The sequence below is a fragment of the Amycolatopsis mongoliensis genome, assembly GCF_030285665.1.
Taxonomy (GTDB): domain Bacteria; phylum Actinomycetota; class Actinomycetes; order Mycobacteriales; family Pseudonocardiaceae; genus Amycolatopsis; species Amycolatopsis mongoliensis.
Genome location: NZ_CP127295.1, coordinates 1,304,300 through 1,317,931 on the forward strand (window position 1 = coordinate 1,304,300; position 13,632 = coordinate 1,317,931).

Annotated in this window: 11 protein-coding genes; 6 read left to right on the plus strand and 5 right to left on the minus strand. The window is 72.7% G+C overall.

The features are described 5' to 3' along the window. Positions 1–5: 5 nt before the first annotated feature. Positions 6–1,568, plus strand: a complete 1,563-nt coding sequence (gene cydD / locus QRX60_RS06035) for a thiol reductant ABC exporter subunit CydD (protein WP_285999805.1) — start codon at positions 6–8, stop codon at positions 1,566–1,568. Further along, positions 1,565–3,157, plus strand: a complete 1,593-nt coding sequence (gene cydC, locus QRX60_RS06040; RefSeq protein WP_285999806.1) for a thiol reductant ABC exporter subunit CydC — start codon at positions 1,565–1,567, stop codon at positions 3,155–3,157. The genes cydD and cydC overlap by 4 nt, the downstream gene beginning before the upstream one ends. Here cydC and QRX60_RS06045 read toward each other — a convergent pair. Beyond that, on the minus strand, positions 3,093–3,995 hold the full coding sequence (locus QRX60_RS06045) for a glucosyl-3-phosphoglycerate synthase (RefSeq protein WP_285999807.1): 903 nt from the start codon (positions 3,993–3,995) through the stop codon (positions 3,093–3,095). The two genes, cydC and QRX60_RS06045, sit on opposite strands and share 65 nt — an antisense overlap. 51 nt (positions 3,996–4,046) lie before the next feature. Between QRX60_RS06045 and QRX60_RS06050 the strand changes: the two genes are divergently transcribed. Beyond that, complete coding sequence (locus tag QRX60_RS06050) at positions 4,047–4,721, plus strand: lysophospholipid acyltransferase family protein (protein ID WP_285999808.1); 675 nt, start codon at positions 4,047–4,049, stop codon at positions 4,719–4,721. Between the two features lies 1 nt (position 4,722). On the opposite strand, the gene QRX60_RS06055 is transcribed toward QRX60_RS06050, so the two are convergent. Further along, positions 4,723–5,439: an SDR family oxidoreductase gene (locus tag QRX60_RS06055; protein ID WP_285999809.1), complete on the minus strand. Its 717-nt coding sequence runs from the start codon at positions 5,437–5,439 to the stop codon at positions 4,723–4,725. A 70-nt stretch (positions 5,440–5,509) separates the two neighbouring features. On the opposite strand from QRX60_RS06055, the gene QRX60_RS06060 reads away from it, so the two are divergent. Further along, positions 5,510–6,355, plus strand: a complete 846-nt coding sequence (locus QRX60_RS06060) for a LysR family transcriptional regulator (protein ID WP_285999810.1) — start codon at positions 5,510–5,512, stop codon at positions 6,353–6,355. Between the two features lie 196 nt (positions 6,356–6,551). On the opposite strand, the gene QRX60_RS06065 is transcribed toward QRX60_RS06060, so the two are convergent. Genes QRX60_RS06065 through QRX60_RS06075 form a run of 3 tightly spaced genes read right to left on the minus strand, consistent with a single transcriptional unit; the run spans position 6,552 to position 9,766 of the window. Next, positions 6,552–7,136 (minus strand): LOG family protein, encoded by a 585-nt coding sequence (locus QRX60_RS06065; protein ID WP_285999811.1) that lies wholly within the window; start codon positions 7,134–7,136, stop codon positions 6,552–6,554. Then, positions 7,136–7,921, minus strand: a complete 786-nt coding sequence (locus tag QRX60_RS06070; protein ID WP_285999812.1) for an LOG family protein — start codon at positions 7,919–7,921, stop codon at positions 7,136–7,138. The genes QRX60_RS06065 and QRX60_RS06070 overlap by 1 nt, the downstream gene beginning before the upstream one ends. A 9-nt stretch (positions 7,922–7,930) precedes the next feature. Then, positions 7,931–9,766, minus strand: coding sequence for a glycoside hydrolase family 9 protein (locus tag QRX60_RS06075; RefSeq protein ID WP_285999813.1), 1,836 nt, complete (start codon positions 9,764–9,766; stop codon positions 7,931–7,933). Between the two features lie 102 nt (positions 9,767–9,868). Here QRX60_RS06075 and QRX60_RS06080 point away from each other — a divergent pair, with 102 nt between their 5' ends. Then, positions 9,869–11,155: a helix-turn-helix domain-containing protein gene (locus tag QRX60_RS06080; protein ID WP_408630259.1), complete on the plus strand. Its 1,287-nt coding sequence runs from the start codon at positions 9,869–9,871 to the stop codon at positions 11,153–11,155. A gap of 427 nt (positions 11,156–11,582) precedes the next feature. Then, positions 11,583–13,610 (plus strand): M4 family metallopeptidase, encoded by a 2,028-nt coding sequence (locus tag QRX60_RS06085; protein WP_285999815.1) that lies wholly within the window; start codon positions 11,583–11,585, stop codon positions 13,608–13,610. Positions 13,611–13,632 lie beyond the last annotated feature (22 nt).

Here is a 13,632-nt window from a genome sequence, read left to right on the forward strand (position 1 = left end):
TTCCTGTGCCTGCTCTGCCCGGACTCCGGCGGTACCTGGCCGTGCTGGCCGCGCTCGGAGTGCTTTCCGCCTCGGCCGTCCTGGTCCAGGCCGAAGGACTGGCCACGCTGCTCACCGGCGGCGGGGTCTCGTCCTTCCTGGTCGTGGCTCTGCTCGGCCGGGTCGCGCTCACCTGGGGCCACGGCGTCCTCGGTGGACGGTTCGCGGCATCGGTCCGCGGCGGCCTGCGGCGGCGGCTGCTCGACTCGGCTTCCGACCGCGCCGGCGTCGTCGCCACGCAGGTCACGCGGGGAGTCGACGCGACGGACAGCTACCTGAGCGGGTACCTGCCGTCGCTGGTCGTGTCGGTGGTGGTGCCGGTCGCGGTGGTCGTGCGGCTGTTCACCACGGACCTCGTGTCGGCGCTGGTGGTGACGGCGACGCTGCCCCTGATCCCGGTGTTCGCGATCCTGGTCGGGAAGCACACGGCGGCGCGGACTTCGCGGCAGTGGGAGCTGCTGACGAAGCTGGGCGGGCACTTCCTCGACGTCGTGCGCGGGCTCGGCACGCTGAAGGTGTTCGGCCGCGCGGAAGCCCAGGCGAAGACGGTCCGGGCCATGGCGGACGCGCACGCCGACGCGACCTTGAAGACGGTGCGGGTCGCCTTCCTGTCGTCGCTGGTGCTGGAACTGGTGGCGACGCTGTCGGTGGCGCTGGTGGCGGTGCCGATCGGGTTCCGGCTGCTCGACGGCGGTCTCGACGCGCGGACGGCACTGCTGATCCTGATCCTGGCCCCGGAGGCGTACCTGCCGCTGCGCGCGGCGGGCGCGAAGTTCCACGCGGCGGCGGAGGGCCTGACGGCGTTGCGGGAGGCACTCGCCGTGCCGGTGGTGCCTCCGCGCTCCGGGGCGCGTTGTCGTCGCCGAGGTGCGCCTTCGCTCGTCCTGGAGCGGGTTTCGGTGTGCTACGACGGGGTTCCCGCGCTGTCCGAAGTGGACTTGTCGGTGCCCGCCGGTGCACGGGTGGCCCTGGTGGGGCCGAGCGGGTCCGGCAAGAGCACGTTGCTGTCGGTGTTGCTGGGCTTCGTGACGCCGGCTTCGGGGCGGGTCCTGGTGGACGGGGTCGACCTGCGCCTGCTGTCGCCGTCTTCGTGGCTCGCCGATGTCGCCTGGGTGCCGCAGCGGCCGACGTTGTTCCGGGGGTCGCTGGCGGCCAACATCGCGCTGGGCCTGCCTTCCGCCGACGTTCCCGGTGCGGCTCGGGCCGCGGCCCTGACCTCCGTGGCGGCGGGGCTGCCCGCCGGGTTCGAGACGCCGGTGGGCGAGCTCGGCGAAGTCCTGTCGGCGGGCCAGCGCCAGCGGGTCGGGCTGGCGCGGGCGCTGGCGCGGACTTCGGCGGGGCTGGTGCTGCTCGACGAGCCGACGGCCCGGCTGGACTCCCGCACGGAGGCGACGGTGCTGTCGGCGACGCGGCGGTTGCTGCCCGGACGGACGGCGGTGCTGGTCGCCCACCGGCCGGCGATGGTCGCGCTGGCGGACCGGGTGGTGGAGCTGCGCGACGGCCGGATCCGCACGGAGGTGGCGGCGTGAACTTCTGGGCCGTCTCGATGAAGGACGCTCTCCGGCTCCTGCGCGCCGCGCTCCTCGGCGCCGGGGCCGAACTCGCCGCCCTGGCCCTGATGGCCACCGCCGCCTGGCTGCTCCTGCGCGCCGCCGAACGGCCGCCGCTCGCCGCCCTCACCGTGGCCATCGTCGCCGTCCGGACCCTCGCCCTGCTCCGGGGCGGGCTCCGGTACGCCGAACGGCTCGCCGGCCACGAAGTCGTCCTGCGGTGGCTCGGCGCCCTGCGCACCCGCGTCTACCGAGCCCTCCTGCCCGGCTCACGCTACTCCGGCGGGGACCTCGTCACCCGGCTCGTGTCCGATGTGGACGCTCTGCAGGACGCCGTCCTGCGGTGGCTGCTGCCCGCCGGGGTCGCCGCGCTCGCCGGGAGCGCCGCCGTGGCCGTCACCGCCACCGCGTCGGCACAAGCCGCCGTCGCGCTCGCGAGCGGCCTGCTCGTCGCCGGCGTGCTCCTGCCGTGGCTGGTCATCCGGGTCACCGGGCACGCGGCCCGGGAAGATGCGCCGAAGCGGGCCGAACTCGCCGAACGGGCCGTCGAGCTGGTCACCGGGCGCCGGGAGCTCGTCGCCGCCGGAGCCCTCGGACAAGCCCACGGGCGGGCCACCGACGTCGTCGACCACCTCGCCGCGAGTGAGCGGGGAACGTCGGCCAAGACCGCCCTGCTCACCGCCGCCGGGACGCTCGTCCAGCTGCTCACCACCGCCGCCGTCGCGCTGCTCTGCCACGCCTCCGTGCCCTGGACCGCCGCGCTCACCCTGGCCGCCATGACCACCTTCGAAGTCGTCCTCCCGCTCGTCGGCGCCGCGCGCCGCGTCCCCGAGATCCGCGCGTCGGCCGCCCGGGTGCGGGCCGTGCTCGCCGAGCCCGCCCTCCCTCGGGGCACCCGGTCCGTGCAAAAAGGACACTTCCGGCTCCGGCGGGCCGGGGTCCGCCACCCCGGCCGGGCTCCCGCGCTGCGGGACCTCGACCTCGACCTCCCCCCTGGGAAGCGCGTCGGCGTCCTCGGTCCCAGCGGCGCCGGCAAGACGACCCTGCTGCGGCTCCTCCTCGGCCTCGAAACCCCGACGGACGGCCAGGTGCTCCTCGACGGCCACCCGCTCGCCGAGTACGCCGACCTGCCGGCCCTCGTCTCCGGAGCGCTGGCCGACGCCCACGTCTTCCACACGACCGTCCGCGAAAACCTCCTGCTCGCGAAGCCGCAGGCCACCGACGAGGAGTTGAAGGAAGCCTGCGCGACCGCCGACTTCGACCTCGACCTGGACCGCGACACCGGCCCGGACGGCGCAGCGCTCTCCGGCGGTCAACGCCAGCGGCTGATCCTCGCCCGCGCGGTCCTGGCCGCACCGAAGGTCCTGGTGCTCGACGAGCCGGTCGAAGGCCTCGACCCCGCGCACGGCGACGCCGTCCTGGCGAAAGTCCTCGCCAGGGCCGAGGGCACCGTCGTCCTCGTCACCCACCGCCCCGAGCACCTGGCCGGCTTCGACGAGGTCCTCACCCTCGAGGACGGGCGAGCACTTCGCGCATCGGCGGCCGGTCCGCGACCCGGACCTCCGTGACGTCCGGCAGCCACTCCTCGTCGACCTGCACGAACTGCGTGAACGGCGCGTCCGCCGCCGGGACCCCGCAGCGCGACAGGGCCGTGCCCAGGATCTGCCGGGACATCGCGCCGAGCTGCCGCAGCGACCGGTTCCGGTGCTTGCGGACACCGAGGTTGACCTGCGCGAGCCCGTCGAGGCCGTAGCGCGCTTCGGCGTCGAGCAGCAGCCCGATCTCGACGCCGTACCCGGCGGCGAACGGCACCGACTCCAGGAACTCGCGCGTGCCCGCGTACTCGCCGCCGAGGGGCTGGACCAGCCCGCCGAGCGAGGGGCGCAGCGCGGAGAGCACCGGCCGCGCCAGCAGCTCGGTGACGCGGCCCCCGCCGGTGCTCTCCAGCCGCAGCGGACGGCGGTAGAAGCCCTTGACCAGGTGGACGCCGCTTTCGGAGACCAGCGGCCCGAGCAGCGACGGCACGAACGCCGGGTCCGGGTCGACGAGGTCGGAGTCGAGGAACACGACGAAGTCCCCGCTGGTCGCGGCCAGCGAGCGCCACAGCACCTCGCCCTTGCCGGGCACCGGCGGCAGGTCCGGCAGGACGTCTTCGCGGCGGACCACCCGCGCGCCGGCGGCCTCGGCGACCCGCACCGTGGCATCCGACGAACCCGAGTCCATGACGATCAGCTCGTCGACGGCGCCGCCGACCAGCGGCCGCACCGACGCGACGACGTCGCCGACGGTCCGCTCCTCGTCCAGTGCCGGTAGCACCACCGAAACCGTGCGGTCACCCTTCGCGGTCACGATGTCCTCGGGCGTCCAACCGGGCTCCTGCCACGTACGCCGCTCGAACCAACTCACGAGTAGCGATCGTGCCATGCTGGTGGCACCGCACCCGAGGAGGAGGACCACTTGATCGCGCTGCTTGTCCGGTTCGTGCTGGGACCGCTGGCCAGGGCGGTGTACCGGCCGGAGGTGCACGGCGTGGAGAACGTGCCCGCCACGGGCCCGGTGCTCCTCGCGGCCAACCACCGCGCCGCGCTCGACACCGGCGTGATCACGTTCGCGACCCCGCGGCAGGTCAAGTTCCTCGGCAAGGCGGAGTACTTCACCGGCAAGGGCGTCAAGGGCAAGCTGATGGCCGGGTTCGTCGGCGGCCTCGGCTACATCCCGGTCGAGCGCGGCAACGCCCAGGCCGGGCTGGCGGCCCTCGAAGCGGCGCGCAAGGTGCTCGACGCGGGCGGCGTCTTCGCGATCTACCCCGAGGGCACGCGCTCGCTGGACGGCCGGCTGCACCGCGGCCACACGGGTGTCGCGGCGCTGGCACTGGCGACCGGTGCGAAGGTGGTGCCGGTCGCGCTGACCGGCACCGAGGGCCTCCAGCCGAAGGGCGCGAAGGTCCCGCGCCTCGCGAAGATCGGCATCACGTTCGGCAAGCCCCTCGACTTCTCGCGCTACGAAGGCCAGGACAACTCGCCGGCGATCCGCCGCTCGGTCACCGACGAGGTGATGTACGCGATCCTCGAGCTTTCGGGCCAGGAGTACGTGGACACCTACCACAAGCGGCCCAGCGAAGGCGCCGCCTGAGTCACCAGGGAACCGGACCCTCGTCGTCGACGAACGTGCCGGTGGGGCCGTCCTTCGGGATCGTCGCCATCCGGACCGCGGCCGCCGCACCCTGAGCGGGCGTGCGGAAGCCGGCGTGGTCGTTCAGGTCGGTGGCGCAGTAGCCCGGGCAGACGGCGTTGACGAGGATCCCGTCGGGACGCAGTTCTCTCGCGTACTGCAGGGTCAACGACGTCAACGCGGTCTTCGACGGGGTGTAGCCCGCCGAAATGGGCAGCTGCGCGGCGAGGTCGGCGTTGCGCGTCAGGGACGCGACGCTGCTGGAGACGTTGACGATGCGGGGCGCGGCCGAGCGGCGCAGCAGCGGGAGCAGGGCGTTCGTGACCGTGACGACGCCGAAGAAGTTCGTCTCGAAGATCGCGCGCAAGGTCGCGAGGTCGGCCGAACTCGGGTTCTGGTGCGTGAGGTCCGTGCCCGGCGGACGGCTGATGCCCGCGTTGTTGACCAGCACGTCGAGCCGGCCGTAGCGGGCTTCGACGGTGTCGGCGGCCGCGGCGGCCGACGCGGGGTCGGTCACGTCGAGGACCACCGAATCCGTGCCCAGTTCGGCGGCGGCCTTCTCGCCGAGTTCGGCGTTGCGGGCGCCGATGACGACGGTGTGCCCGAGGGCGGCGAGCTGCGCGGCGATCTCGCGGCCGATGCCCTTGTTCGCGCCGGTGACCAAGGTGATTTCGTCCATGGCTCCAGCACACCAGCGGGGCCCCCGCGCGAGCCAACACCGATGCCGCATCGGCCGATACTCTGGCGGTATGGAGACGCGGGAGCTCGCGTATTTCGTCGCCGTGGCCGAGGAACTGCACTTCGGCCGCGCGGCGCAGCGCCTCGGCATGGCGCAGCCCCCGCTGTCCCGCGCCATCCAGCAGCTCGAACGGCGCATCGGTGTCACGCTGCTGGAACGCACGAGCCGCGGCGTGACCCTCACCTCGGCGGGTGCGGTTTTCCTTGCGGAGAGCCGTAAAGCACTCGACGCGGTCGATGCGGCGGTGCGCCGGGCGCAGCGCGCGGGGCAGGAGGTGCCGCGGCTGCTCGTGGCGATGAAGCCCGACGGGGACGCCGGCCTGCTCGAGCGGATCCTCCCGCGGTACCGGCAGGATCCGGACGCCATCGACGTCGAGGTGATCGTGTGCGGGATAGGCGAGCAGTCCCGCATGCTGCGCCACGGCCGCGTCGACCTGGCGTTCCTCCACGGCCCGCACGACGACATCGCGGGGTTCGACACCGAGCTGCTGCTGGAGCAGGACCAGGTGGCGATGCTCCCCCGCGGCCACCGCCTGGCCGGTCGGGCGGCGCTGGTCGTCGCCGACCTCGACGGCGAGCCGTTCCCCCGCTGGCCCGGCAGCGACGTGACCGGTCCCGAGGTACGCGATTCCGGTCAGCTGCTGCAGCTGGTGGCGCTGGGCCAGGTGGTGGCGGTGGTCCCGGAGTCCGGGCGGCGCCACGTGCGGGCGGACGTGGTGTGCGTGCCGGTGCTCGACGCGCCCCGGACGTCGGTCCTGCTGGCCTGGCCCGACCGGACGCGGTCGCGGGCGGTGGCCGCGTTCGTCCGGGCGAGCACCGAGGTCGCCGAGGCCGGTCGGGTGACCGCCGACAGCTAGCGCTCCGGGCCCCGCGTTTACGCCCCTGCTTTCCCGGCCCTGCGTTCGCGACCCGGCTCGAGCGCCCCAATGTGGCGTTGGTTGCGTCCCACGCACCGAACGCCACATTGGGTGCGCCTGACGCACCGAACGCCACATTGGGGCGCTTCACCTCTCGTGGACGACCGGCGCCGTGGACGACCGGCGCCGTGCGCGCTCAGATGCCCGGTGGCTCCGTGGCCCACTTCGGCGGGGCCGGCGGTTCGTACGTCTCGAACCGGTCGAGCAGCACCGCCGCGTCCGCGTCGGTCATCAGCAGCTGCCGGTACTCCGGCTTGACGAACCCCTCGGTCACCATGCGGTCGGCGAAGGCCATCAGCGGCCCGTAGTACCCGTCCACGTCGACCAGGCCGATCGGCTTGCCGTGCAGGCCGAGCTGGGCCCACGTCCAGACCTCGAACAGCTCCTCCAGCGTGCCCGCACCGCCCGGGAGCGCCAGGAAACCGTCGGACAGGGCCGCCATCTTGGCCTTGCGCTCGTGCATGTCCTTGACGACGTGCAGCTCCGACAGGCCCGCGTGGGAGATTTCGACCGAGGACAACGCCTCCGGGATCACGCCGATCACCTCGCCGCCCGCGGCCAGGGCCGCGTCGGCGACCACGCCCATCGTGCCGACGCTCGCCCCGCCGTAGACCAGGCCGATGCCGCGCTGGGCCAGCAGCTTGCCGAGCGCCGCCGCCTGCTCGGCGTAGCGCGGCGAGAACCCCATCGAGGAGCCGCAGAAGACACAGATCCGGCTCATCAGTGCGTGTCCTCCCACGCCTGGTAGGACTCCTGCACCACGCGGACGGCGTCGTCGATGTCGTCGGTGACGTGCAGCAGGTCCAGGTCGTGCGGGCTGACCTTGCCCTCGGCCTGCACGGTCTTGGCGATCCAGTCGTAGAGCCCGCCCCAGTAGTCGCTGCCGAACAGCACCACCGGGAACTTCGTGACCTTTTTGGTCTGCACCAGCGTCAGCGCCTCGAACAGCTCGTCGAGCGTGCCGAAGCCGCCGGGAAGGCAGATGAAGGCCTGCGAATACTTGATGAACATCGTCTTGCGGGCGAAGAAGTAGCGGAAATTGACCCCGAGGTCGACCCACGGGTTCATCCCCTGCTCGAACGGCAGCTCGATGCCGAGCCCGACGGAGAAGCCGCCGGCCTCGGCCGCACCGCGGTTGACCGCCTCCATCGCGCCCGGGCCGCCGCCGGTCATCACGGCGAACCCGGCGTTGGCCAGCGCCGCGCCGATCTTGCGGCCGAGCTCGTACTCCGGGTGGTCGCGCTTGGTGCGCGCCGAGCCGAACACCGTCACCGCGCGCGGCACCTCGGCGAGCGCGCCGAAGCCCTCGACGAACTCGGCCTGGATCCGCAGGACGCGCCACGGGTCGGTGTGCACCCAGTCGCTCGGTCCGCGCGAGTCGAGCAGCCGCTGGTCGGTCGTGCTGCCCTGGTCGCGGCGGTCGCGGCGCAGCACCACCGGGCCCTTGTGGCGCTCGACCGGGCGCTCGGGGTACTGGCCGTCGGGGAATTCAGACTGTTCGCTCACCGGGCCATGCTACGACCTCCCCGCCAGCGAAAATGCCAAGAGGGCCGTGGAGGTGAAGTCGATGGCGGGCTCGTTGCTGGGCCATGAACTCAGGTCGTCCGCGTAACGACTTCCCTGGCCGTCGAAGGATTCATACGGACGGGTGCATTCCTTCGCGCCCGCGGGAAACGGCAGGTCGGCGAAGGTGCCCGCGCCGTTGGGGCCGTTGACGACCGCGCCGTACAGCACTTTCGAAGGTCCGGCGAGGTTCGCGGCCTGGTGGTGCGGGCACTGCGGGAACGTCGAGCCGACGCCGACCACGAGCGACACTCCCCAGGCGTTCGCGCCGAGCGTGAAGTCACGCTGTTGCGCACCGAAGGCGGCGTAGCGGGTGTCGCCGGTGACGCGCTGGTAGAGCCGTGCGGTCGCCGCGAAGCCGAAGCTCTTGCTGGCGGCGTCGAAGTCGGTGACGTCGACCGCGGTCCGGAATGGACTCTTCTTCGCCGACGCCACGCCCGCGTCCAGCTGGCGCCGCAGGTCCGCGGCCAGCTCGCGGACGCCGAGCGCGGCGCCCGGGACGCCGGTGCGCAACAGGCCGGCGAGGTCGGCGTGGGCGAGCGCACTCGTGTCGTAGAGGTTCAACGTGCTCGTGTCGTCGCTGCCGATGTACGCCTTCGCCCACTTCGCCGCGTCGCGGGCCCAGCCGTTCGCGCGCGGGTCCCCCAGCTTGCGGGCGGCCAGCGCGAGCTGCGTCGCGCCCAGCTCCAGGTCGTCCTCCCAGGACGACTCCGGGTAGTAGGCGTGCGGGAACGCCGTGACGAGCTCGCCGACGTCCGCCGTCTTGGCCTGGGCGAACACCGCCGCCGCCTCGGCGAGGTAGTGCCGGGCCAGCTTCGGGTCGCGGTGGGCCTGCACCTGCGCGCCGAGCGCGAAGGCGGCGGCGATGCGGCCGGCGAGGTTCGGGGACAGCGGCGCACCCGCGGGGGCGGCCGGGAACACCGGGCGGTGCTTGACGAAGTAGGCGGGGTCGCCGGGCTCGACGCTCAGCGCGTCGTCGTCCTGCGGGCTGCGCCAGACGTCGTGATCGCCGAGGAAGCCGAACTCCTCGCTGCCGGTGCCGATGCCGACCTGGGCGTAGAGGGTCTTCGTCCAGCCGTCCCACATCTTGTCGAGCCAGTCGAGGCCGAAGCGGACCTCCTCCGCCAGCACCGGATCGGGGTCCTCGCGCAGCACGAAACCCAGCTCGGCCAGCGAGTACGCGGTGTTGGACGTGAACTTGACGAAGTCCCCCGCGTCGACCCAGCCGCCCTCGACGTCGACGGGACCACCCTGTGGCTTCAGCGGTTCGACGATTTCGTCACCGCCCTCGCCGGCGAACTTCGGCTCGGCGTAGACGGTCGCCTTCTTGTCCGCGAGGTGCGACGGCTTGCGGTCGAGCCGGCCGGGGACGACGTCGTGGCCGTCGCGCTGGGCCTGGAAGAACTCGGTGGTGGCGCGCACGAGCGGGCGGAACAGGCGGCTCGCGGTGTCGATGCGGAACGGCGGCGACGTCGCGCCCGCGGCTTTGACGCGGTAGGTGCCCGGCCGGTCCACAGTAGACAGATCGAGGTCGAACACCGCCGGGTAGCGGGCGTTCCAGGCGCCGAGGCTCGCGCCGGTGCGGCCTTCGCGGACCGTGCGGCCGCGCTCGTCGACGACGGTGAACTTCCCCGCCGCCCCGCCGAGCAGGTACGCGTGCTTCGCCTCGCCCAGCGCGTAGCCGACTTGGTCGACGCGCACGGCGGCCGGCGCGGTGGCCGCTTCGGCCGGGGTCGCGGCGAGGGGCACGGCGAGCGCGGCCGCCGTCGCGAGGGGAAGCAGGCGCATGGTCGCCCTCCACTTTGTTAGGAAAGTTTCCTATTTAGCAGGAGAACGCTATCCCGGCACGGACAGGGCGTCAATATGTCCGTTTCCGCGATGCCGGCGTCGATGACCTACCGTGGGGAGATGACCGAACCGCTCGGCGCGCGGATCCGGCGGCTGCGCACCGACCGGGGCTGGACCCAGCGCGAGCTGGCGGAGCCGGGTTACGACCGCGGGTTCCTGGCGAAGGTCGAGACCGGCAGCCGGCCGCCGTCCGAGGAAATGCTGGCCTACCTGGCTCGGCGGCTCGGCCTGACCGCCGACGACCTGCGCTTCGGCCGTCCGCCCGGCGTCACCGAAGAGCTGCGCGCGTCCCTCGACGAGGGCTACCGCGACCTCGAGCAGGGCCGGGTCACCCTTGCCGAAGAACGGTTCGCCGCCGCCGGGAAGCGGGCCGCGGGCTACCGCCTGGACGACGTCGAGTGCTACGCGCGGTTCTGCCTCGCCGAGGTGAAGTGGCAGCAGTTCGACGTCGAAGGCGCGCAGAAGGAACTGGAGCACGCTTCGGAACTGAGCGAAGCGGCACCGCCGTGGCTGCGGGCGATGATCGTGCACCGCTGGTCGGGCTGCCGGTACTACAGCGGCGACGCGGGCGCGGCGATCGCGCGCGTCGAAGAGGAGCTGGCCGCGGGGCCGGCCGACGCCGATGCCGAGTTGTGCCTGCTCAGCGCGTTGATCCACCCGCTGATGGAGATGGGCGGGCTGCACCGGGCCCAGCGTGCGGCACTCGACGGCCTTCGCCTGGCCCGGGCGGCCACGCGGCCGGACTTCGTCGCACGGTTCCACCGGCAGGCGTCGCAGGTGTGGCAGGCGACCGGGCAGTCCGGCCGGGCGGAGCAGGACCTGACCGAGGCGTGCCGCCTGTTCGCGTCGGTGGGGTTCGACCGCGACGCGGCCCGCTGCCGCTGGGCGCGCGGGTACCTCCTGCGCCGGCTGGGCCGGCTGGACGAGGCCCGCGCGGAACTGACGTCGGCCCGCGACCAGCTCGCGGCGATCGGCGCGGAGGAAGGCGTCGCGGGGGCGACGCTCGAGCTGGCCGAGGTCCGACTGCGGCAGGGAGAGCCCGCCGAGGCGGCTTCGCTGGTGTCGGAGGTCTGGCCGCTGCTGGCCCGCGACGTCGAGTCCCTCGGTGAGGCGACGGGGCTGCGGGGCCAGATCGCACAGGCCGAGGGCGACCTGGAGGCCGCGACCCGGCTGCTGCGCGAGGCGGCGGAGATCCAGACCCGGGCGTCCCTGCACGGCGCGGCGGTCTCGACGGCCCTGCGCCTCGGCGACGTCCTGCGACAACGTGGTCATCTCGACGAGGCGATCAAGGCCTACCAACGCGGCCTCGACTCCGCCACCGGCCCGTAACCGTGTCGACCCTCCAATCACGCGTGTCGACCCTCCAATCACGCGTGTCGACCCTCCAGACACGCGTGTCGACCCTCCAGACACGCGTGTCGACCCTCTGGCCACGAGCTTCGCGTGACTGAAAGGTCGACTCGCGTGATGGGGAGGTCGACACGCGTGATCGAGGGGTCGACACGGCGGACCTGCGCGGGCCGGTGGTCCGGGCTGGGGAAGTTTCCTACCAAAGTCTGGTGAATTGGTTCAGACCAGTTGGAAACCCGGGTGTTTCCTGCGGTTTCGCGCGAGACGTCGTGATCTTCGGGGTGCGCCACTGAGCCGTTCGGCCCATTGACCGGCGGGCGACCGGAACCTTTACTCGGACGCGTCCAGCGCAATAACAGCAGTTATCGCACCGGACACACCTCCCGTGTCCCCGGAAAGGTTCCCCATGAGATCCCCACGAGGGCTGGCGGCGATCGCCGGCCTGGCCCTGACCTTCGCGGTGCCGGCGATCCCGGCCGCCGGCGGCCCCGACACTCCCGCCGCCACCCCGCCCGAGGCGCTCGCCGCCCGCGCCGCCGACCAGGCCGCCCTCAGCGGCGCCGACCGGCTCGCCAAGGGCGCCGGGGAAGCCTTCGTCCGCACCGGCGTCACCCCGGGTGGCGGCGGGCTCTACTACGCCTCCTACCAGCGCACCTACCACGGCCTGCCGGTCGTCGGCGGGGACGCGGTCGTCGTCGCCGACGGGGCCGGGCGCGTCCGCGGCACCGAAGCCGCGCACACGGCGCCGATCGCCGTGAACACCCAGGCCACCCTGAACGCCGAACAGGCGACCGAGATCGCCAAGAGCAAGGTGTCCACAGTAGACACCGCCACCGCGCCGAAGCTCGTCGTACTCGCTGGGGACTCCCCGAAGCTCGCCTACGAGGTCGTCGTCTCCGGCCACACCAAGACACACCCGACCAAGCTGCACGTCTTCGTCGACAGCGCCACCGGCAAAGTCCTCGACACCCGCGACGACGTGCGCGAAGCCGGCACCGGCAACTCCTACTACGCCGGGACCGTCTCGATCGACACGTCCGGCTCCGGCAGCTCCTACTCGATGACCGACCCCACGCGCCGCGGCATCGCCTGCGGCCGCGAGGGCGGCGCGATCTTCACGAAGAGCACCAACACCTGGGGCACCAGCTCCGGCACCGACCTCGAAACCGGCTGCGTCGACGCGCTCTACAGCGTTCAGACCGAGTGGAAGATGCTCGGCGAGTGGCTGGGCCGCAACGGCATCGACGGCGCCGGCGGCGGCTTCCGCGCGAGCGTCGGCCTCAACGACGTCAACGCCTACTGGGACGGCTCCTCGACCCACTTCGGGCACTCGCAGGACAACCGGCGCCAGGCGACGCCGATGGACGTCGTCGGGCACGAGTTCGGGCACGCGATCTTCCAGACGACGCCGGGCGGCGCGGGGTCGGGCAACGAGAACGGCGGGCTCAACGAGTCCACCGGTGACATCTTCGGCGCGCTGACCGAGTTCTACGCCAACAACCCGAAGGACACCCCGGACTTCACCGTCGGCGAAGGCGTCAACCTCGTCGGCCAGGGCCCGATCCGGTACATGTACAACCCGTCGCAAGTCGGCGACCCGAACTGCTACTCCGCGTCGATCCCGAGCACCGAGGTGCACGCCGCCGCGGGCCCGCAGAACCACTGGTTCTCCCTGCTTTCCCAGGGCAGCAACGCCTCGCCGGCCAGCCCGACCTGCAACGGCTCCACCGTCACCGGCATCGGCATCCAGAAGGCCGGCAAGATCTTCTACAACGGTCTGCTGAAGAAAACCTCGTCGTGGAACCACAAATCCGCCCGCAAGGCCACGCTCGAAGCCGCGATCGCGCTCTTCCCGGGCAGCTGCACCGAGTACAACGCCACCAAGGCCGCGTGGGACGCGGTGAGCGTGCCGGCCGTCAGCGGTGAGCCCACCTGCAGCGGCCAGCCGCCGGCCGGCAACGACTACTCGCTGACGCTTTCCCCGGCGTCGGCGTCCGTCCAGCCCGGACAGACCGCGACCACCACGGTGACCACCCGGATCACCTCGGGCACCGCGCAGGCGGTCCAGCTATTGGCGACCGGCCTCCCCGAAGGCGCGAAGGCGACCTTCAGCCCGGCGAGCGTCCAGTCCGGCGGCACGTCGACGCTGACCATCACCACCTCGGCGACCACGCCGCAGGGCACCAACCAGGTGACGGTCACCGGCGACGGCACCGATGCCGACCACACCGCGCAGTTCTCGCTCACCGTCGGCACCGGCACCCCGCCGACCGGCTGCGACGGGCTCGCCGAGTGGGACTCCGCGAAGGCGTACGTGCCCGACGACGTCGTCGGCCACAACGGTCACCAGTGGACGTCCCTGTGGTACTCGACCGGTGCCGAGCCCGGCGCGCCCACCTCGTGGGCCGTGTGGAGCGATGGCGGCGCCTGCTGATCCCGGCCGCGCGGCGGCGGGC

Bases quoted from the DNA above. Each gene is read 5' to 3' on its own strand.
- QRX60_RS06065 (WP_285999811.1), bottom strand. From the start codon at position 7,136: ATGAGCCGGATCTGTGTCTTCTGCGGCTCCTCGATGGGGTTCTCGCCG.
- QRX60_RS06060 (WP_285999810.1), top strand. From the start codon at position 5,510: ATGGAGACGCGGGAGCTCGCGTATTTCGTCGCCGTGGCCGAGGAACTG.
- QRX60_RS06055 (WP_285999809.1), bottom strand. From the start codon at position 5,439: ATGGACGAAATCACCTTGGTCACCGGCGCGAACAAGGGCATCGGCCGC.
- QRX60_RS06075 (WP_285999813.1), bottom strand. From the start codon at position 9,766: ATGCGCCTGCTTCCCCTCGCGACGGCGGCCGCGCTCGCCGTGCCCCTC.
- QRX60_RS06080 (WP_408630259.1), top strand. From the start codon at position 9,869: ATGACCTACCGTGGGGAGATGACCGAACCGCTCGGCGCGCGGATCCGG.
- QRX60_RS06085 (WP_285999815.1), top strand. From the start codon at position 11,583: ATGAGATCCCCACGAGGGCTGGCGGCGATCGCCGGCCTGGCCCTGACC.